Raw genomic sequence first — 19,290 nt, 5'->3', positions numbered from 1 at the left:
CCGCGCCCGGCCGGCGGTCCGATGCCCGCCGCGCGAGGCGAGAACCGGCCCCCCGCCCCCGCGTGCAGGGGCTTGAGCGGCCTAGGCTGGATTCATGACCCGCGCTTCACTCGACAAGCAGCCCGCCGACGTCGCGGCGATGTTCGACGGGACCGCCGAGCGGTACGACCTGATGAACACGCTGATGACCGGCGGCCAGGACCGGCGGTGGCGGCGGGAGGTCGTCCGGGCGATCGGGGCGCGTCCGGGCGAGCGGATCCTCGACCTCGCCGCGGGGACGGGCACCTCGTCGGTGCCGTTCGCCGAGGCGGGGGCCGACACGGTCGCGTGCGACTTCTCGCTCGGCATGCTGCGCGTCGGGGTGCGCCGCCAGGCCGGCGTCGCGGGCCTGCGCTTCGTGGCCGGCGACGCGCTGCGGCTGCCCTTCGCGGACGGCTCCTTCGACGCCGTCACGATCTCCTTCGGGCTCCGCAACGTCGCCGACACGGCGCTCGCGCTGCGCGAGCTCCGCCGGGTCACCAGGCCCGGCGGGCGGCTGCTGATCTGCGAGGTGAGCCACCCCCCGAACGCGGTCCTGGCGCTCGGCCACAAGGCGCACCTGCGCTACGGACTGCCGCTGCTGGCGCGGGTCAGCTCCAATCCCGACTCCTACCACTACCTCGCCGAGTCGACGCTCGCCTGGCCCGACCAGGCGGGGCTGGCGCGGCTCATCCAGGACGCGGGCTGGGACGGGGTGCGCTGGCGCGACCTCACGTTCGGCGTGGTCGCGCTGCACCACGCGGTGAACCCTGTCGTCAAGCCCTCTTGACGTGCGGCGGCCGGTGGCGCGGGACCGGTCCAGACTCGGACCGGCCCAGAAGTACCCACCAGTCGTGATAAAGGAATAGACTCCCCACCGGATGTTTGTGAAGTACTTCACAAGCGAACGAGCGAAGAGGACCATCGTGACCGACTCCACCCGACACGCGGACGTCATCGTCGTCGGGGCAGGCCCCGCCGGATCGGCGACCGCCTATTGGCTCGCGCAGGCCGGCCTGGACGTGTTCCTGCTGGAGAAGGCCACCTTCCCGCGCGACAAGATCTGCGGTGACGGGCTCACCCCGCGGGCCGTCCGCGCCCTCATCGGCATGGGCGTCGACATCAACGACCCCGGCTGGGGGCGCAACCGGGGGCTGCGCATCTACGGCGGCGGCGTGAAGGTCGAGCTGCCGTGGCCGGAGCTCGCGTCCTTCCCCGACTTCGGCCTCGTCCGCAAGCGCACCGACCTCGACCAGCTCCTCGCCGAGCACGCCGCCAAGGCCGGCGCCCAGCTCCTGCAGGGCTGCAACGTGACCGGCCCGATCGTCGACGAGCGCACCGACCGCATCACCGGCGTCACCGCCGACTACGAGGGCGAGAAGCTGGAGTTCCACGCGCCCCTGGTCGTCGCCGCCGACGGCAACTCGACCCGGCTGTCGCTCGCCATGGGGCTGCGCCGGCGCGAGGACCGCCCGATGGGCGTCGCGGTCCGCCGCTACTTCCAGACCCCGCGCCACGACGACGACTTCATGGAGGCGTGGCTGGAGCTGTGGGACGGCGAGCGCCTCCTGCCCGGCTACGGCTGGGTGTTCGGCGTGGGCGACGGCACCTCCAACGTCGGCCTGGGCCTGCTCAACACCAGCAAGGCGTTCCAGAACGTCGACTACCGCGGCATGCTCAAGCGCTGGTGCGCGCAGATGCCGGAGGACTGGCAGTTCGACGAGGAGCACGCGACCTCCAAGATCCGCGGCGCGGCGCTGCCGATGGGCTTCAACCGGCAGCCGCACTACACCCGCGGCATGCTGCTCGTCGGCGACGCCGGCGGCATGATCAACCCGTTCAACGGCGAGGGCATCGACTACGCCCTGGAGTCCGGCCGGCTGGCCGCCGACATCATGGTGCAGGCGCTCGCCCGCCGCACTCCCGCGCAGCGGGAGCGGACCCTGTACGAGTACCCGCGCATCCTGAAGGACGAGCACGGCGGCTACTTCACCCTCGCCCGCGTGTTCGTGCAGGCGATCGGCGACCCGCGGGTCATGAAGTTCCTGACCTCGCACGGCCTGCCGCACCCCACGCTCATGCGCTTCACGCTGAAGCTCCTCGCGAACCTCACCGACCCCAAGGGCGGCGACGCGATGGACCGTGTCATCAACGCGATGCAGAAGGTGGCGCCGACGGCATGAGAGCGCGCGTGGAATTCATACTTCCGCAGGTGAGCGGACTACAGTGCAGTACCCGACCCCCTGAGGGGAGCGCTATTGATCACCTTGGCTAGGGTGGCGGGTCGCAGGCGGCCCGCCCCGTACAACGTCGTACGTCCCGAGGAGAGGCTGTAGAGATATGGATCTCTATATTCCGATCATCGTGCTGGGGGTGCTCGCCTTCGCCTTCGCCGCCGGCTCGGTGGCGATGGCCGCGTTCACGGGTCCCAAGCGCTGGAACCGCGCCCGGTTGGACGCCTACGAGTGCGGCATCGAGCCGACCCCGCAGCCCGTCGGCGGCGGGCGCTTCCCGATCAAGTACTACCTGACGGCGATGCTCTTCATCGTCTTCGACATTGAGATCATCTTCCTTTACCCCTGGGCGGTCGCGTTCGACCGGATGGGGCTCTTCGGCCTTGTCGAGATGGTCCTTTTCATCGTCACCGTCCTTGTGGCGTACGCCTACATCTGGCGGCGCGGCGGTCTGGAGTGGGACTGACATGGGTCTAGAGGAGAAACTCCCCAGCGGATTCCTGCTGAGCACGGTCGAGCAGGCGGCGGGGTGGGCGCGCAGTTCCTCGGTCTGGCCGGCGACGTTCGGCCTCGCGTGCTGCGCGATCGAGATGATGGCCGCCGGCGACCCCCGGCACGACTTCTCCCGGTGGGGGATGGAGCGCGCCTCGGCGACGCCGCGGCAGGCCGACCTGATGATCGTCGCGGGCCGGGTGAGCCAGAAGATGGCGCCGGTGCTGCGGCAGATCTACGACCAGATGACCGAGCCGAAGTGGGTCATCGCGATGGGCGTGTGCGCCTCGTCCGGCGGCATGTTCAACAACTACGCGGTCGTGCAGGGCGTGGACCACATCGTCCCGGTGGACATCTACCTTCCCGGCTGCCCGCCGCGGCCCGAGATGCTGCTGGACGCGATCCTGAAGCTGCACGACAAGATCCAGAACACCAAGCTCGGGCCGCAGCGCGCGAAGCAGATCGCCGAGCTGGAAGAGGCCAAGCGCCGCCGTCTTCCGCTGCTCGGGCAGGGAGCGTGAAATGAGCTCTCAGAACCCTGAGCAGCAGGCCGAGCAGAACGCCGACAAGCTCCCCGCGCAGGCGGAGGAGGAGCGCCGCGAGCAGCCGGTCGTCCGCAAGGGCATGTTCGGCGCGCGGACCACCGGCGACACCTCCGGCTACGGCGGGCTCGTCATCCGGCAGAGCCCGAAGGTGTCCGCGCAGCGCCCGTACGGCGGGCCCGGCGGCGCCGCCGAGGCCGGCGAGTTCGACGAGGTCGCCGACGAGCTGGAGCGGGCCTACCCCCACTTCGGCGACGCGGTCGAGCGGGTCGTCGTCGACCGCGGCGAGATCACGTTCTTCGTCAAGCGCGAGCACCTGGTGGAGGTCGCGCGGACCATGCGGGACGAGCCGTCCCTGCGCTTCGAGATGTGCTCGGGCGTTTCGGGCGTGCACTACCCGAAGGACGAGGGCGCCGAGCTGCACTCGGTGGTGCACCTGCTGTCGATCACGCACAACCGGCGCGTCCGGCTGGAAGTGACCTGCCCGGACGCCGACCCGCACGTCCCGTCGCTGGTGCCGGTCTACCCGACGAGCGACTGGCACGAGCGGGAGACCTACGACTTCTTCGGGATCATCTACGACGGCCACCCGGCGCTCACGCGGATCGAGATGCCCGACGACTGGGTCGGCCATCCGCAGCGCAAGGACTACCCCCTCGGCGGCATCCCCGTCGAGTACCGCGGCGCGGAGATCCCCCCGCCCGACGAGCGGAGGTCGTACGTATGAGTTCCACGAAGTACACCGAATACGACGCCTACGCCGCCGAGGAGGCGGCCGAGGGCAAGGTCTTCGACGTCAACGGCCAGGACTGGGACCAGGTCGTCGCCGGCGCGGAGGACCTCGGCGACGAGCGGCTCGTCGTCAACATGGGCCCGCAGCACCCGTCCACGCACGGCGTGCTCCGGCTCATCCTGACGCTCGACGGTGAGACGGTGAACGAGGCCCGGGTGGGCATCGGGTACCTGCACACCGGCATCGAGAAGAACATGGAGTTCCGCACCTGGACGCAGGGCACCACGTTCTGCACCCGGATGGACTACCTCGCGCCGATCTTCAACGAGACGGCGTACTGCCTGAGCGTGGAGAAGCTGCTCGGCATCACCGACCAGATCCCGGAGCGGGCCCAGATCATCCGCGTGATGATGATGGAGCTGAACCGGATCTCCTCGCACCTGGTCGCGATCGCCACGTTCGGGCTGGAGCTCGGCGCGACGACGGTGATGCTGAACGGCTTCATCGAGCGCGAGTACACCCTCGACCTGTTCGAGGAGATCACCGGCCTGCGGATGAACATGGCCTACGTCCGTCCGGGCGGGGTCGCGCAGGACCTGCCGAGCGGCGCGACCAGCAAGATCCGCGACTACCTGGACCGCATGCCGAAGCGCATCCAGGCGATGCGCAAGCTGATGGACGCCAACCCGGTCTACCTGGCGCGCACGCAGAACATCGCGTACCTCGACCTGACCGGCTGCATGGCGCTCGGCGTCACGGGCCCCGTGCTGCGCGCGACCGGGCTCCCGTGGGACCTGCGCAAGTCGCAGCCCTACTGCGGCTACGAGACCTACGACTTCGAGGTCGCCACGCAGGACACCAGCGACGTCTACGGCCGCTACCTCGTCCGGATGGACGAGATGGAGCAGTCGCTGAAGATCGTCGAGCAGTGCCTGGACCGGCTCCAGTCGGTCAAGGGCCCGGTGATGATCGAGGACAAGAAGATCGGCTGGCCGGCGCAGCTGGCGATCGGCGCGGACGGCATGGGCAACTCGCCCCGGCACATCGCGCACATCATGGGCACCTCGATGGAGGCCCTGATCCATCACTTCAAGCTGGTGACGGAGGGCTTCCGGGTACCCGCGGGGCAGGCGTACGCGCCGATCGAGTCGCCGCGCGGCGAGCTCGGCGCCCACGTGGTCAGCGACGGCGGCACCCGGCCTTACCGGGTCCACTTCCGGGAGCCGTCCTTCGTCAACCTGCAGGCCACCCCGGCGATGGCGGAGGGCGGCATGGTCGCCGACGTCATCGCGGCGGTAGCCAGCATCGACCCGGTCATGGGGGGAGTGGACCGATGACATACGGACCTGAGGTCCGCGAGCGGCTGGAGCGCGACGCCAAGGAGATCATCGGCCGGTACCCCCGGCCGCGCTCCGCGCTGCTGCCGCTGCTGCACCTGGTGCAGTCGGAGGAGGGCCACATCACCGAGGCCGGGATCGAGTTCTGCGCGGAGCAGCTCGGCATCACCCCGGCGCAGGTGACGGGCGTCGCCACCTTCTACACGCAGTACAAGCACGCGCCGGTCGGCGACTACCACGTCGGCGTCTGCATCAACACGCTGTGCGCCGTCATGGGCGGCGACCAGATCTGGGACGAGCTGAGCGAGCACACCGGGGTCGGCCACGACGAGGCCACCCCGGACGGCAAGGTCAGCCTGGAGCGGATCGAGTGCAACGCGGCCTGCGACTTCGCGCCGGTGATGATGGTCAACTGGGAGTTCTTCGACAACATGACTCCCGAGAAGGCCAAGCGGCTCGTCGACGACCTGCGCTCTGGTAAGCAAGTGCTTCCTTCGCGTGGCCCGAAGAGCCTGGCCACCTGGAAGGAGGCGTCCCGCGTGCTCGCCGGGTTCCCGGACGGGCGCGCCGGCGAGGGCGTCCAGGCCGGGCCGGAGTCGCTGGTCGGACTGGAGATCGCGAAGCAGCGCGGCTGGGAGGCGCCCCGCGCCGACGTCGAGCGCGAGCGTCCCGAGGAGCCGGTGAAGCCCGAGGACATGGGCTCCCCGCCGCAGGAGCCGGGCAAGCCGGTCGGCGGCGAGGCCAAGCCCGGGTCGCAGGAGGGGCGGAACAAGTGACCACGCTCACCCCGATCCTCACCAAGAACTGGGACCAGGCCGACTCGTTCACCCGCGCGGGCTACGAGCGCGACGGCGGCTACGAGGCGCTGCGCAAGGCGTTCCGCATGGAGCCGGACGAGATCGTCCAGGCGGTCAAGGACTCCGGCCTTCGCGGCCGCGGCGGCGCGGGCTTCCCCACCGGGATGAAGTGGGGCTTCCTGCCGCCGTCCAGCCCGAACCCGCGCTACCTCGTCGTCAACGCCGACGAGTCCGAGCCGGGGACGTGCAAGGACATCCCGCTGATGATGGCCAACCCGCACGTGCTCGTCGAGGGCATCATCATCAGCGCGTACGCGATCAAGTCGAACCTCGCGTTCGTCTACGTGCGCGGCGAGGTGCTGCACGTGATCCGCCGCCTCCACCAGGCGGTGGCGGAGGCGTACGAGGCCGGCTACCTCGGCAAGGACATCCTCGGCTCCGGCTACGACCTGGACGTGGTCGTGCACAGCGGCGCCGGGGCCTACATCTGCGGCGAGGAGACGGCGCTGCTGGACTCCCTCGAAGGGTTCCGCGGTCAGCCCAGGTTGAAGCCCCCCTTCCCGGCGGTCGCGGGCCTGTACGGCGGGCCCACCGTCATCAACAACGTCGAGTCGATCTCCTCGGTTCCCTCGATCATCGCCAACGGGCCGGAGTGGTTCGCCGCGATGGGCACCGAGAAGTCCCAGGGCTTCGGGATCTTCTCGCTGTCCGGGCACGTCACGCGGCCCGGGCAGTACGAGGCGCCGCTCGGCATCACGCTGCGGGAGCTGCTCGACATGGCGGGCGGCGTCCGCGAGGGGCACCGGCTGAAGTTCTGGACGCCCGGCGGGTCGTCCACGCCGATCTTCACCGAGGAGCACCTGGACGTGCCGCTGGACTTCGAGTCCGTCGGCGCCGCCGGGTCCATGCTCGGCACCCGGGCCCTGCAGATCTTCGACGAGACGACCTGCGTCGTCCGCGCCGTGCTGCGCTGGTCGGAGTTCTACGCGCACGAGTCGTGCGGCAAGTGCACGCCGTGCCGCGAAGGCACCTACTGGTACAAGCAGATGCTGAAGCGGCTGGAGGCCGGACAGGGCACCGAGGAGGACCTGGAGACCCTGCTCGACATCTCCGACAACATCCTCGGCCGGGCGTTCTGCGCCCTCGGCGACGGCGCGACCAGCCCGGTCGTCTCGTCCATCAAGCTGTTCCGGGACGAGTACCTCCGGCACTTCGAGCTGGGCGCCTGCCCGTTCGACCCGGCCAAGTCCACCCTCTGGGGAGGTGCCAAGTGACCGTCACCGACGACAAGTCGGGCAAGTCGGTTGAGCAGGTGGAGATGGTCTCCTGCACCATCGACGGCTTCGAGATCGAGGTGCCGAAGGGCACCCTGATCATCCGGGCCGCCGAGCTGCTCGGCATCCAGATCCCCCGGTTCTGCGAGCACCCGCTGCTCGACCCGATCGGCGCCTGCCGGCAGTGCCTGGTCGAGATCCCGGACGCCGGGAACGGCCGCGGGATGCCGAAGCCGCAGGCGTCCTGCACCACCGCCGTGATGCCGGGCATGGTCGTCAAGACCCAGCTCACCTCGCCGGTGGCCGACAAGGCCCAGCACGGCATCATGGAGTTCCTGCTCATCAACCACCCGCTGGACTGCCCGATCTGCGACAAGGGCGGCGAGTGCCCCCTGCAGAACCAGGCGATGTCCAACGGGCGCGGCGAGACCCGGTTCCTGGAGACCAAGCGGACCTGGCCGAAGCCGCTCCCGCTGTCCAGCGGCGTGCTGCTCGACCGCGAGCGCTGCATCCAGTGCACCCGCTGCACCCGGTTCTCCGAGCAGATCGCGGGCGACCCGTTCATCGACCTGTTCGCCCGGGGCGCGAAGGAGGAGGTCGGGACCGCCGACGGCAACCCGTTCCACTCCTACTTCTCCGGCAACACCGTGCAGATCTGCCCGGTGGGAGCGCTCACCGGCACCGCCTACCGGTTCCGGTCCCGCCCGTTCGACCTCGTGTCGCAGCCGAGCGTGTGCGAGCACTGCGCGTCCGGCTGTTCGATGCGCACCGACCACCGCCGCGGGAAGATCACGCGGCGGCTGGCCGGGGACGACCCGCAGGTCAACGAGGAATGGAACTGCGACAAGGGCCGCTGGGCGTTCGCCTACACCACGCAGCCCGACCGGTTCACGCACCCGCTCGTCCGGGGCGAGGACGGCGAGCTGGAGCCGGCGTCCTGGCCCGAGGCGCTCACCATCGCGGCGCGCGGCCTCGCGGCGGCGCGCGGCTCCGCCGGCGTCCTGACCGGCGGCCGCGTCACGCTCGAGGACGCCTACGCCTACAGCAAGTTCGCCCGGATCGCGCTCGGCACCAACGACGTCGACTTCCGGGCCCGGCCGCTGTCGGACGAGGAGTCGCGGTTCCTGGCCTCCTCCGTCGCGGGGCACCCGATCGAGGTCACCTACGCCGACCTGGAGAAGGCGCCGGTCGTCCTCCTCGCCGGGTTCGAGCCCGAGGAGGAGTCGCCGATCGTCTTCCTGCGGCTCCGCAAGGCGTTCCGCAAGAACCGCCTGAAGGTGTTCGCCGCGGCCCCGTTCGCCACCCGCGGGCTGGGGAAGGTCGGCGGCACGCTGCTGCCGACGCCGCCCGGCGCGGAGGCCGAGACCCTCGGCTCCCTCATCGGGGACGCCGCCAAGTCCGACATCCGCACGCTGCTGGAGACGCCCGGCGCCGTCATCCTCGTCGGCGAGCGGCTCGCCACCAGCCCCGGCGCGCTGACGTCGGCGGTCCGGGTGGCGCAGGCGACCGGCGCCCGGCTGGCCTGGGTGCCGCGCCGGGCCGGTGAGCGCGGCGCGATCGAGGCCGGGGCGCTGCCCGGGCTGCTGCCGATCGGCCGCCCGGTCACCGACCCGCAGGCGCGCGCCGAGGTCGCCCGCGCCTGGGGCGTCGCCGACCTGCCCGCCGGGCCCGGCGAGGACACGGCCGGCATCATCGCGGAGGCGGCCGCGGGGCGGCGCGGCGCGCTGCTCGTCGGCGGCGTCGACCCCTACGACCTGGCCGACCCGGAGGCGATGCTGCGGGCGCTGGAGGCCGCCCCGTTCGTGGTGAGCCTGGAGCAGCGGCCGAGCGCGGTCACCGACCGCGCCGACGTCGTCCTGCCGGTCGCGGCGGTCGCGGAGAAGTCCGGGACGTTCGTCGACTGGGAGGGCCGCGGCCGCCAGTTCGACGTGGTGCTCAAGTCCGCCGGGCGGATGTCCGACCTGCGGGTGCTGCACGCGCTGGCCGACGAGATGGACGTCCACCTCGGTCTGCCGGAGCCCGAGGCCGCGCGCCGCGAGATGGCCGCCCTCGGCGCCTACCGCGGCGAGCGCCCGGACGCGCCGAACGTCGCGCAGGGCCTGCCCCCGCACCCCGAGCAGGGCGAGGCACTCCTCGCGACGTGGCGGCTGCTGCTGGACCGGGGCCGCCTGCAGGACGGCGAGCCGTTCCTCGCGGGCACCGCCAAGCACGCCGTCGCCCGGCTGTCGCCCGCGACCGCCGCGGAGATCGGCGCGACCGGCGCGGTGACCGTCACGGCCGCGCGCGGCGAGGTCACGCTCCCGCTGGAGATCACCCCCGACCTGCCCGACCGGGTGGTGTGGCTGCCGACGAACTCGGCCGGCTGCGCCGTGCACCGGGACCTCGGCGCGGAGGCGGGAGGCGTCGTCAAGATCGCGAGCGCGGTGCTCGCGACCGCGACCGAGAACGCTGGAGGCATCCGATGAGCTACCTGGCCGCGGCGCCGGCGCCCGACCCGCAGCTGCAGGACTTCGGGTCGGACCCGTGGTGGCTGATCGGCGGCAAGGTCCTCGCCGTCTTCGTGTTCCTCGTCGTCACCGTGCTGATGACGATGTGGATCGAGCGGCGCGTCATCGGCCGGATGCAGCTGCGCGTCGGCCCCAACCGCGCCGGGCCCTTCGGCCTGCTGCAGGGCCTCGCCGACGGCGTCAAGCTGGCGCTGAAGGAGGACATCGTCCCCCGCCAGGTGGACAAGGTCGTGTTCGTCCTCGCGCCGGTGATGTCGGCGGTGCCGGCGTTCATCTCGTTCATCATCATCCCGTTCGGGCCGACGGTGTCGGTGTTCGGGCACCAGACGGCGCTGCAGGGCACCGACCTGCCGGTCGCGGTGCTGCTCGTCCTCGCGATGTCGTCGATGGGGATCTACGGCATCGTGCTGGCCGGCTGGTCCTCGATGTCGCCGTACTCGCTGCTCGGCGGGCTGCGCTCGTCCGCCCAGATGATCTCCTACGAGATCGCGATGGGCCTGTCGTTCGTGGCCGTGTTCATGTTCGCGGGCTCGATGTCCACCTCGGAGATCGTCGCGGCGCAGCACGACAAGTGGTTCGTGGTGCTGCTCGCGCCGTCGTTCGTCGTGTACGTCATCACGATGATGGGCGAGTCGAACCGCATCCCGTTCGACCTGCCCGAGGGCGAGGGCGAGCTGGTCGGCGGCTTCCACACCGAGTACTCGTCGCTGAAGTTCGCGATGTTCTTCCTCGCGGAGTACATCAACCTGGCGACGCTGTCGGCCCTGGCCACCACGCTGTTCCTCGGCGGCTGGCGCGCTCCCGCGCCGATCTCCACGGTGTGGGCGGGCGCCAACTCCGGCTGGTGGCCGGTGCTGTGGTTCCTGGTCAAGGTCTTCCTGTTCATCTTCTTCTTCATCTGGCTGCGCGGCTCGCTGCCGCGGGTCCGCTACGACCAGCTCATGAAGCTCGGCTGGAAGGTGCTGATGCCCTTCTCGCTCGGCTGGATCCTGCTGGTCGCGACGATCCGCGCGCTGCGCAACGACGGCTACGAGATGCGGCAGCTGTTCATCGCCGCCGCCGTGGTCGCCGCGGTCGTGCTGGTCGCCACGGTGGTGTGGGAGATGGCCCGCGGCCGCGAGGACGGCAAGGAGATCGTCCCGGGGGCGACGGAGGGTCCGCGCACCGACCCGTCGGCGGGCGGGTTCCCGGTCCCGCCGATGGACGCGCCCCATTACCACGGCCGCGCTCCCGAGCCGGTCCGGCCGGCCACGATCGAAACCCCCTCCGAGGAGGTCACCAGTGGGACTCACTGATTTCCTGAACCCGGTCAAGGGGTTCGGGGTCTCGTTCCACCAGATGTTCATGAAGAGCGAGACCGTTCAGTACCCCGAGGTGAAGAAGCCGACGGCTCCTCGCTTCCACGGGCGGCACCAGCTGAACCGGTGGCCGGACGGCCTGGAGAAGTGCGTCGGCTGCGAGCTGTGCGCGTGGGCGTGCCCCGCGGACGCGATCTTCGTCGAGGGCGCCGACAACACGGCCGATGAGCGGTACTCGCCCGGCGAGCGGTACGGGCGCACCTACCAGATCAACTATCTGCGGTGCATCCTGTGCGGCCTGTGCATCGAGGCGTGCCCGACCCGGGCGCTCACGATGACCAACGAGTACGAACTCGCCGACGACAGCCGCGAGAGCCTCATCTACACCAAGGAGATGCTGCTGGCGCCGCTGCGCGAGGGCATGGAGGCGCCCCCGCACGAGATGCGGCTCGGCGACACCGAGGAGGACTACTACCGCCTCGGCCTCCAGGAGAGCGACTCCGCGCCGACCGCGTCCTCCGAGGGGGGACGACCCCCCACGCCCCCCGGATCGCCTTCGGCTCCAACCGTTCCTTCCGAGAGCGGCGGCCGCGCCGGCATGGACCAGGCCGTCAAGCGCGAGAAGGCGCGCAAGGGCGGTGAGGGCAAGTGACCGGCTCCGTCGCGAGCGCGCACGTGCTCGCCGCCCAGGTCGCCGACAAGCAGTCCGGCGAGCCGTTCTTCTTCTGGCTGCTGGCGGTCGTCTCGGTGCTCGGCGCACTCGGCATGATCCTCGCGCGCAAGGCGGTGCACTCGGCGCTGCTGCTGGCGACCGTGATGCTCTCCCTGGCCGCGCTGTACGCGATCCAGAACGCGCCCTTCCTGGCGTTCGTGCAGGTGATCGTCTACACCGGCGCGGTGCTGATGCTGTTCCTGTTCGTGCTGATGCTCGTCGGCGTCAGCTCCACCGACTCGCTGGTGGAGACGATCCGGGGGCAGCGGTTCTGGGCGGTGATCGCCGCGGTCGGCTTCCTCGTCCTGCTCACCGTCGGGGTCGGCAACGCCGCGCTCGGCAACTCGGCCGGGCTCACCCAGGCCAACTCCGAGGGCAACGTCATCGGCCTGGCCCGGCTCCTGTTCTCCAAGTACGTGTTCGCGTTCGAGGCGACCAGCGCCCTGCTGATCACCGCGGCGCTGGGCGCGATGGTGCTGGCGCACCGGGAGCGCACCGAGCCGAAGGCGACGCAGAAGGACCTGTCGCGGCAGCGGTTCCTGTCCGGCTCGCACCCGGGCCCGCTGCCGGGCCCCGGCACCTACGCCCGGCACAACGCCGTCGACATGCCGGCGCTGCTGCCCGACGGGACGCCTTCTGAGCTGTCGGTCAACCCGGTCATCGCGGCCCGCACCGACACCGCGGAGCGGCACGCCGACCTGTACGGCGGCTCCGAGGAGGAGGCCCTCGAACGGGACGTGGCCGCGGTCAAGGCGGTCACCGAGGACGTCCGCGACACCGACGCCGAGGAGCGCTCGGTCAAGTCGGGGACCCCGGCCGCCGGCGGCGGCGCGAGTGAAGGCGAGGCAGGCGAATGAGTCCGGGGCACTACCTGGCGCTCTCGGCGATCCTGTTCACCATCGGAGCGCTCGGCGTCCTCGTGCGCCGCAACGCCATCGTGGTGTTCATGTGCGTCGAGCTGATGCTGAACGCGACGAACCTGGCGTTCGTCTCGTTCTCCCGCATGCACGGCAACCTCGACGGCCAGATCATCGCCTTCTTCGTGATGGTGGTGGCCGCCGCGGAGGTCGTGGTGGGTCTGGCGATCATCATGACCATCTTCCGGACCCGCAGGTCCTCGTCGGTCGACGACGCGAACCTGCTGAAGTACTGAGAGGCCAGGGATGAAAGCGGAAGGCATCCAGGCCGCGTCCTGGCTCCTCGTCGCGCTCCCGCTCGCGGGCGCCGCGATCCTCCTGCTGGGGGGGAGGCGCACCGACAAGTGGGGCCACCTGCTCGGCACCGCGCTGTCGGTGGGGTCGTTCGCGGTGGGCGCCGCGATGTTCGCGCAGATGCTCGGGTACGACGCCGAGACCCGGCGCCGCACCGTGCACCTGTGGGACTTCATCGACGTCGGCACGTTCAAGGTCGGCATGGACCTGCTGGTGGACCCGCTGTCCATCACCTTCGTCCTGCTGATCACCGGGGTGGGCTCGCTCATCCACATCTACTCGATCGGCTACATGTCGGGTGACCCCGACCGGCGCCGGTTCTTCGCCTACCTGAACCTGTTCCTGGCGGCGATGCTGCTGCTGGTGCTGGGGAACAACTTCCTGATCCTGTTCCTCGGCTGGGAGGGCGTCGGTCTCGCCTCCTACCTGCTCATCGGGTTCTGGCAGCACAAGCCGACGGCCGCGACCGCCGCGAAGAAGGCGTTCGTCGTCAACCGCGTCGGCGACATGGGGCTGATCATCGCGATCGCGCTGATCTTCGCCACGTTCGGCACCATCGACTTCGGGCCGGTGCTCGGCACCGGCGCCGAGCACGCGGGGCTCGCCGACAAGCTCGGCACCGGCACCGCGACGGCCATCGGGCTGCTGCTCCTCGTCGGCGCGTGCGGCAAGTCGGCCCAGCTGCCGCTCCAGTCCTGGCTGCTGGACGCGATGGAGGGCCCGACCCCGGTGTCGGCCCTCATCCACGCGGCCACGATGGTGACCGCGGGCGTCTACCTGATCGTCCGCTCCGGGCCGATCTTCGAGATGTCCGAGACCGCGCAGCTGGTGGTGACGATCGTCGGCGCGGCCACGCTGCTCGCCGGTGCGATCATCGGTTGCGGCAAGGACGACATCAAGAAGGCCCTCGCCGGATCGACGATGTCGCAGATCGGCTACATGGTGCTGGCCGCCGGGCTCGGCCCGGCGGGCTACGTGTTCGCCATCGCGCACCTCGTCGCGCACGGCTTCTTCAAGGCGGGCCTGTTCCTCGGCGCCGGCTCGGTCATGCACGGCATGAAGGACGATGTGAACATGCGCCACTACGGCGCGCTGCGCACGGTGATGGTGATCACCTACGCGACGTTCGGGCTCGGGTACCTCGCCATCATCGGGTTCCCCGGCCTGTCCGGCTGGTTCACCAAGGACGGCATCATCGAGGCCGCCTACGACAAGGGCGGCACGTCCGGGATGATCCTCGGCTCCTGCGCGCTGATCGGCGCCGGGATCACCGCGTACTACATGTCGCGGGTCATGTTCATGACGTTCTTCGGTGAGAAGCGCTGGGAGGACGACGTCCACCCGCACGAGTCGCCGGCCGTCATGACCTGGCCGCTGATGCTGCTCGCGGTCGGCTCCGTCTTCGCGGGCGGGTTCCTCATCCTCGGCGGCTTCGCCGACTTCCTCGAACCGGTCGTCGGGGCGCCCGAGCACGCGCACGAGTTCAAGTGGCTCACCGCGCCGGGCGCCGCCACCTTCGTCCTGATGGTCGTCGGTGCCGGGATCGCCTGGATGCAGTACGGCGCCCGCAAGGTGCCGCGCGAGGCGCCGAAGGGCTCCTTCATCACCGTCGCGGCCCGCAAGGACCTCTACGGCGACGCGCTGAACGAGTCGCTGCTGATGCGGCCCGGCCAGTGGCTGACCCGGCTCGCGGTCTGGTTCGACGGGCGCGGCGTCGACGGCGCCGTCAACGGCACGGCCGCCGGCGTCGGCGGCAGCTCCGGCCGGCTCCGGCGCGTCCAGACCGGCTTCGCCCGCTCCTACGCCCTATCGATGCTCGGCGGCGCGGCCCTCGTGGTCGCGGCGCTCCTGGTGGTGAACGTGTCATGAGCGACTTTCCCTGGCTGAGCGTCCTCATCGCGCTGCCACTCGTGGGCGCGGTGCTGCTCAGCGCCATCCCGCGCGAGCGGGAGGCGCTGGTCAAGCAGTTCTCGCTCGGCGTCTCCCTCCTCGTCGCCGCCCTCACCGGGGTCATGGCGGCGGGCTTCGACGCGGGCGGCCCGCGCTTCCAGTTCACCGAGAAGTACTGGTGGATCAAGGAGTTCGGCGTCCACTGGGCGCTCGGCGTCGACGGCGTCGCGCTGGTGCTGATCCTGCTGTCGGTGATCCTCGTCCCGCTGGTCATGCTGGCGTCGTGGGGCGAGGCCGACCGGTCCGGCGGCGTGGACGTCCCCGCGAAGCGATCGGCGAAGACGTACTTCGCGCTGCTGCTGGCGCTCGAATCGGCCATGATCGGCGTGTTCGCCGCGACGGACGTGTTCCTGTTCTACGTCTTCTTCGAGGCGATGCTGATCCCGGTGTACTTCATCATCGGGTACTTCGGCGGCCCGCAGCGCTCCTACGCCGCGGTGAAGTTCCTGCTGTACTCGCTGTTCGGCGGGCTGCTGATGCTCGTCGCCGTCATCTGGCTGTACCCGCTGTCGAGCCGGGCGGTCGAGAAGGGCGGCCTCGGGCAGGGCACGTTCATGTTCGACGAGCTGTCGAAGATGAACATCGACCCGACGACGGCCAAGTGGCTGTTCCTCGGCTTCTTCGTCGCGTTCGCGATCAAGGCGCCGATGGTGCCGGTGCACACCTGGCTGCCGGACGCGGCGCAGCAGTCCCCGCCCGGCGCGCTGGTGCTGATCGTCGGCGTCCTGGACAAGGTCGGCACCTACGGGATGCTCCGGTTCTGCCTGGAGTTGTTCCCCGGCGCCGCCAAGTGGGCGACCCCGGTCGTGCTCGGGTTCGCGGTGCTCAGCATCATCTACGGCGCGGTCCTCGCGATCGGCCAGGTCGACATGAAGCGCCTGATCGCCTACACGTCGGTCTCGCACTTCGGGTTCATCGTCCTCGGCATCTTCGCGATGACGTCGCAGGGCCAGTCCGGCGCCGCGCTCTACATGGTGAACCACGGGTTCTCCACCGGCGCGCTGTTCCTCGTCGTCGGCTTCATGATCGTCCGGCGGAGGTCCGCGCGGATCTCCGACTTCGGCGGCGTGCAGAAGGTCGCGCCGGTGCTCGCCGGGATGTTCCTGATCGCGGGCCTGTCCGCGCTGTCGCTGCCCGGCCTGTCCACGTTCGTCTCGGAGTTCCTCGTCATCGTCGGGACGTTCAGCCGGTACGAGTGGGCGGGCGCGCTCGCGGTGAGCGGCGTCGTGCTCGCCGCCATCTACGTCCTGTGGATGTACCAGCGGACCATGGGCGGCCCCAAGGTGCCCGCGGTCGAGGGCATGAAGGACCTGTCCGCCCGGGAGAAGTGGGCCATCGCCCCGATCATCGCGATCATCGTGGCGATGGGCTTCTTCCCGCAGCCGGTGCTGCACGTGATCAACCCGTCGGTGGACCACACGCTGGCCCGGGTCGGCGAGCACGACCCGGCGCCGGACATCACCGGTAACGTCGCCGAGAACGGAGCCCGTCCATGAGCACCACCAGTCAGGTGAGCGCGGTCCTCGCGCAGGGGGGTGACATCCCCGCGCCGCACATCGAGTACGGGCAGATCGCCCCGCTGCTGCTGGTCCTCGGCGCCGCCGTCGTGGGCGTGCTCGTCGAGGCGTTCGCCGGCCGGAACGCGCGCTACTACCTCCAGGTGCCGGTCGCGTTCCTCGGCCTCGCGGGCGGGTTCGCGTGGACGATCGCGCTGGCGTGGCGCGACAACCCGCACCACGTCGCCGCCGAGGGCGCCCTCGGCGTGGACGGGCCCACCCTGTTCATCCAGGGCACGATCCTGGTGCTGGCACTGGTCAGCCTCCTGCTCATCGCCGAGCGCGGGGACAAGGCCGGCGGCCACTTCGCCGCGCAGGCGTCCGCCCTGCCCGGCAGCGAGGCCGAGCAGCGCACCACCGCGATGGGGTTCACCCAGACCGAGGTGTTCCCGCTGATGATGTTCGCCGTCGCGGGCATGATGATGTTCCCGGCGGCCAACGACCTGCTCACCATGTTCGTGGCGCTGGAGGTCATGTCGCTGCCGCTGTACCTGCTGTGCGGGCTCGCCCGCCGGCGGCGCCTCCTCTCCCAGGAGGCGGCGGTCAAGTACTTCCTGCTCGGCGCGTTCTCCTCGGCGTTCTTCCTGTACGGGGCGGCGCTGCTGTACGGGTACGCCGGGTCCGTCCGGCTGTCGGACATCTCCGCACAGATCGGCAAGGACGCGGGCAGCGAGACCCTGCTCCTGTCGGGCGTCGCGCTGCTGTCGGTCGGGCTGCTGTTCAAGCTCGGCGGCGTCCCGTTCCACATGTGGAAGCCGGACGTCTACCAGGGCGCCCCCACGCCGATCACGGCGCTGATGGCGTCCTGCACCGTCGTCGCCGCGTTCGGCGGGATCCTGCGCGTCTACTACGTCGCGTTCGAGACGCTGAAGTGGGACTGGCGGCCCGTCATGTGGGGTGTGGCGATTCTCACGATGGTCGCCGGCTCGATCATCGCGATCACGCAGACCGACATCAAGCGGATGCTGGCCTACTCGTCCATCGCGCACGCGGGCTTCCTGCTCATGGGCGTGATCGCCAGCTCCGCGGACGGCCTGTCCAGCACGATGTTCTACCTGGTCGCCTACGGCTTCACCTCGATCGGCGCGTTCGCCGTCGTGACGATGGTGCGGGACGCGGGCGGCGAGGCCGGCCACCTGTCGCGGTGGGCGGGGCTCGGCAAGCGGTCCCCGGTGGTCGCGGGCGTGTTCGCCTTCTTCCTCCTGGGCTTCGCGGGCATCCCGCTGACCAGCGGCTTCACCGGGAAGTTCGCGGTGTTCAAGGCCGCCGTCGAAAGCGGCGCGACGCCCCTGGTGGTCGTCGCCGTGATCTCCTCCGCGGTGGCCGCGTTCTTCTACGTCCGTGTGATCGTCGTCATGTTCTTCAGTGAGCCGGACGCCGAGGGCCCGGTCGTGGTGGCCGGCCCGGCGACCGCGGTCGCGGTCGCCCTCGGGGTGACGGCTACTGTGGTACTCGGCGTGATCCCGCAGCCCGTTCTGGACCTCGCGGGTCAGGCCACGACCCACATGTTCGTCCGGTAGGGAGTCTTGGGTGAGCAACCCATTCGCTGAGAAGTCCGGCGGGCCGGCCCTCCAGGAGACCGGCCCGTTCGGGCTTCCCGTCGACGCCGCGCTGGCGGCCGACGCCAAGGAGCGCCTGGCCTCCGTCGAGTCCCTGCTCCTGGACTGCGTCCGCGGCGAGGATCCGCTGCTCACCGAGGCGTCGCAGCACCTCGTCGAGGCGGGCGGCAAGCGGTTCCGGCCGATGCTGGTGCTGCTGGCCTCCCACTTCGGCGACCCCGCGGCGCCCGGCGTCGTCCCGGCCGCCGTCGTCGTCGAGCTCACCCACCTCGGCACCCTCTACCACGACGACGTCATGGACGAGGCCACCGTCCGGCGCGGCCAGCAGTCCGCGAACTCCCGCTGGACGAACACCGTCGCCATCCTCACCGGCGACTACCTGTTCGCCCGCGCGTCGGACCTGCTCGCCGACCTCGGCCCGGAGGCCGTCCGCATCCAGGCCCGCGCGTTCGCCCGCCTGGTGCGCGGCCAGATCCAGGAGACCGTCGGCCCCGCCGAGGACGCCGACCCCCTCAAGCACTACCTCCAGGTCGTCGCCGACAAGACCGCGTCCCTGATCGCCGTCTCCGGCCAGTTCGGCGCCCTGCTCTCCGGCGCCCCCGCCCACGTCGTCGACACGGTCACCTCCGCCTGCGAGAAGATCGGCATCGCCTTCCAGCTGTCCGACGACATCCTCGACATCGCCTCCGAGACCGAGGAGTCCGGCAAGACGCCCGGCACCGACCTGCGCGAGGGCATCCGCACCCTCCCCATGCACCACGTCCTCGCCGGCATCGGCTCCGGCCCGGACGACGCCCGCCTCCGCGAGCTGCTCGTCCAGGACCTCACCGACGACGCCCTGCACGCCGAGGCCCTCGCCCTCCTGCGCGCCCACCCCGCCATGGACCGCGCCCGCGCCGACCTCCGCCGCTGGGCCGAGGACGCCCGCACCGAACTCCTGACCCTCCCCGAAATCCCCGCCCGAGACGCCCTCACCAACCTCTGCGACTACGTGATTTCCAGGACGGGCTGACCTCGACCCGCACCTGAGTGGCCGCACGTTCGCGGCGAGATCGAGCGCGAGACTAAAC

The 19,290-nt window shown here is 70.5% G+C and carries 17 protein-coding genes; all 17 read left to right on the top strand.

The features are described 5' to 3' along the window. Nucleotides 1-94: 94 nt before the first annotated feature. The 17 genes from K4S16_RS15775 (at nucleotide 95) to K4S16_RS15695 (ending at nucleotide 19,232) form a co-directional block, all read left to right on the top strand. The gene (locus K4S16_RS15775; protein ID WP_149259707.1) at nucleotides 95-808 is read left to right on the top strand and encodes a demethylmenaquinone methyltransferase; all 714 of its coding nucleotides are present in this window, start codon (nucleotides 95-97) and stop codon (nucleotides 806-808) included. 136 nt (nucleotides 809-944) lie between these two features. Then, entirely contained in the window at nucleotides 945-2,201 is a 1,257-nt protein-coding gene (locus tag K4S16_RS15770) for a geranylgeranyl reductase family protein (RefSeq protein WP_235036833.1), read from the top strand. Nucleotides 2,202-2,358: 157 nt separating this feature from the next. Further along, nucleotides 2,359-2,718, top strand: a complete 360-nt coding sequence (locus K4S16_RS15765) for an NADH-quinone oxidoreductase subunit A (RefSeq protein ID WP_149259705.1) — start codon at nucleotides 2,359-2,361, stop codon at nucleotides 2,716-2,718. A 1-nt stretch (nucleotide 2,719) separates the two neighbouring features. Next, entirely contained in the window at nucleotides 2,720-3,265 is a 546-nt protein-coding gene (locus K4S16_RS15760; protein WP_149259704.1) for an NADH-quinone oxidoreductase subunit B family protein, read from the top strand. Nucleotide 3,266: 1 nt separating this feature from the next. After that, on the top strand, nucleotides 3,267-4,013 hold the full coding sequence (locus tag K4S16_RS15755) for an NADH-quinone oxidoreductase subunit C (RefSeq protein WP_149259703.1): 747 nt from the start codon (nucleotides 3,267-3,269) through the stop codon (nucleotides 4,011-4,013). After that, entirely contained in the window at nucleotides 4,010-5,356 is a 1,347-nt protein-coding gene (locus K4S16_RS15750) for an NADH-quinone oxidoreductase subunit D (RefSeq protein ID WP_149259702.1), read from the top strand. The genes K4S16_RS15755 and K4S16_RS15750 overlap by 4 nt, the downstream gene beginning before the upstream one ends. Next, nucleotides 5,353-6,132, top strand: coding sequence for an NADH-quinone oxidoreductase subunit NuoE (nuoE, locus tag K4S16_RS15745; RefSeq protein WP_149259701.1), 780 nt, complete (start codon nucleotides 5,353-5,355; stop codon nucleotides 6,130-6,132). Before K4S16_RS15750 ends, nuoE begins: the two co-directional genes overlap by 4 nt. Beyond that, nucleotides 6,129-7,427, top strand: coding sequence for an NADH-quinone oxidoreductase subunit NuoF (gene nuoF, locus K4S16_RS15740; RefSeq protein ID WP_149259700.1), 1,299 nt, complete (start codon nucleotides 6,129-6,131; stop codon nucleotides 7,425-7,427). Before nuoE ends, nuoF begins: the two co-directional genes overlap by 4 nt. Further along, on the top strand, nucleotides 7,424-9,892 hold the full coding sequence (locus K4S16_RS15735; RefSeq protein ID WP_149259699.1) for an NADH-quinone oxidoreductase subunit G: 2,469 nt from the start codon (nucleotides 7,424-7,426) through the stop codon (nucleotides 9,890-9,892). The genes nuoF and K4S16_RS15735 overlap by 4 nt, the downstream gene beginning before the upstream one ends. Then, on the top strand, nucleotides 9,889-11,229 hold the full coding sequence (gene nuoH / locus K4S16_RS15730) for an NADH-quinone oxidoreductase subunit NuoH (protein WP_149259698.1): 1,341 nt from the start codon (nucleotides 9,889-9,891) through the stop codon (nucleotides 11,227-11,229). Before K4S16_RS15735 ends, nuoH begins: the two co-directional genes overlap by 4 nt. A gap of 43 nt (nucleotides 11,230-11,272) precedes the next feature. Then, nucleotides 11,273-11,884 carry an NADH-quinone oxidoreductase subunit NuoI gene (gene nuoI, locus K4S16_RS15725; protein WP_375708335.1) on the top strand — a complete coding sequence of 204 codons (612 nt, stop codon included), beginning with the start codon at nucleotides 11,273-11,275 and terminating at the stop codon, nucleotides 11,882-11,884. After that, nucleotides 11,881-12,801 carry an NADH-quinone oxidoreductase subunit J gene (locus tag K4S16_RS15720; RefSeq protein WP_149259697.1) on the top strand — a complete coding sequence of 307 codons (921 nt, stop codon included), beginning with the start codon at nucleotides 11,881-11,883 and terminating at the stop codon, nucleotides 12,799-12,801. Before nuoI ends, K4S16_RS15720 begins: the two co-directional genes overlap by 4 nt. Next, entirely contained in the window at nucleotides 12,798-13,097 is a 300-nt protein-coding gene (gene nuoK / locus K4S16_RS15715; protein ID WP_021593191.1) for an NADH-quinone oxidoreductase subunit NuoK, read from the top strand. Before K4S16_RS15720 ends, nuoK begins: the two co-directional genes overlap by 4 nt. Before the next feature lie 10 nt (nucleotides 13,098-13,107). Then, complete coding sequence (gene nuoL / locus K4S16_RS15710) at nucleotides 13,108-15,024, top strand: NADH-quinone oxidoreductase subunit L (protein WP_149259696.1); 1,917 nt, start codon at nucleotides 13,108-13,110, stop codon at nucleotides 15,022-15,024. Continuing rightward, nucleotides 15,021-16,601, top strand: coding sequence for an NADH-quinone oxidoreductase subunit M (locus K4S16_RS15705; protein WP_149259695.1), 1,581 nt, complete (start codon nucleotides 15,021-15,023; stop codon nucleotides 16,599-16,601). The genes nuoL and K4S16_RS15705 overlap by 4 nt, the downstream gene beginning before the upstream one ends. Next, nucleotides 16,598-18,181, top strand: coding sequence for an NADH-quinone oxidoreductase subunit NuoN (gene nuoN / locus K4S16_RS15700; protein ID WP_149259694.1), 1,584 nt, complete (start codon nucleotides 16,598-16,600; stop codon nucleotides 18,179-18,181). Before K4S16_RS15705 ends, nuoN begins: the two co-directional genes overlap by 4 nt. A 91-nt stretch (nucleotides 18,182-18,272) precedes the next feature. Next, on the top strand, nucleotides 18,273-19,232 hold the full coding sequence (locus K4S16_RS15695; RefSeq protein ID WP_235036893.1) for a polyprenyl synthetase family protein: 960 nt from the start codon (nucleotides 18,273-18,275) through the stop codon (nucleotides 19,230-19,232). Nucleotides 19,233-19,290: the final 58 nt, after the last annotated feature.

This window comes from Actinomadura sp. K4S16, assembly GCF_008327685.1.
Taxonomy (GTDB): Bacteria; Actinomycetota; Actinomycetes; order Streptosporangiales; family Streptosporangiaceae; genus Spirillospora.
This window is presented reverse-complemented; position numbering and strand designations above follow the sequence as displayed.

Excerpts from the sequence above, each read along its gene's own strand:
- nuoN (WP_149259694.1), top strand. The coding sequence starts at position 16,598 with ATGAGCACCACCAGTCAGGTGAGCGCGGTCCTCGCGCAGGGGGGTGAC.
- nuoK (WP_021593191.1), top strand. The coding sequence starts at position 12,798 with ATGAGTCCGGGGCACTACCTGGCGCTCTCGGCGATCCTGTTCACCATC.
- nuoL (WP_149259696.1), top strand. The coding sequence starts at position 13,108 with ATGAAAGCGGAAGGCATCCAGGCCGCGTCCTGGCTCCTCGTCGCGCTC.
- nuoE (WP_149259701.1), top strand. The coding sequence starts at position 5,353 with ATGACATACGGACCTGAGGTCCGCGAGCGGCTGGAGCGCGACGCCAAG.
- nuoH (WP_149259698.1), top strand. The coding sequence starts at position 9,889 with ATGAGCTACCTGGCCGCGGCGCCGGCGCCCGACCCGCAGCTGCAGGAC.
- K4S16_RS15755 (WP_149259703.1), top strand. The coding sequence starts at position 3,267 with ATGAGCTCTCAGAACCCTGAGCAGCAGGCCGAGCAGAACGCCGACAAG.
- K4S16_RS15765 (WP_149259705.1), top strand. The coding sequence starts at position 2,359 with ATGGATCTCTATATTCCGATCATCGTGCTGGGGGTGCTCGCCTTCGCC.
- K4S16_RS15775 (WP_149259707.1), top strand. The coding sequence starts at position 95 with ATGACCCGCGCTTCACTCGACAAGCAGCCCGCCGACGTCGCGGCGATG.
- K4S16_RS15760 (WP_149259704.1), top strand. The coding sequence starts at position 2,720 with ATGGGTCTAGAGGAGAAACTCCCCAGCGGATTCCTGCTGAGCACGGTC.
- K4S16_RS15705 (WP_149259695.1), top strand. The coding sequence starts at position 15,021 with ATGAGCGACTTTCCCTGGCTGAGCGTCCTCATCGCGCTGCCACTCGTG.
- K4S16_RS15750 (WP_149259702.1), top strand. The coding sequence starts at position 4,010 with ATGAGTTCCACGAAGTACACCGAATACGACGCCTACGCCGCCGAGGAG.
- nuoI (WP_375708335.1), top strand. The coding sequence starts at position 11,273 with ATGTTCATGAAGAGCGAGACCGTTCAGTACCCCGAGGTGAAGAAGCCG.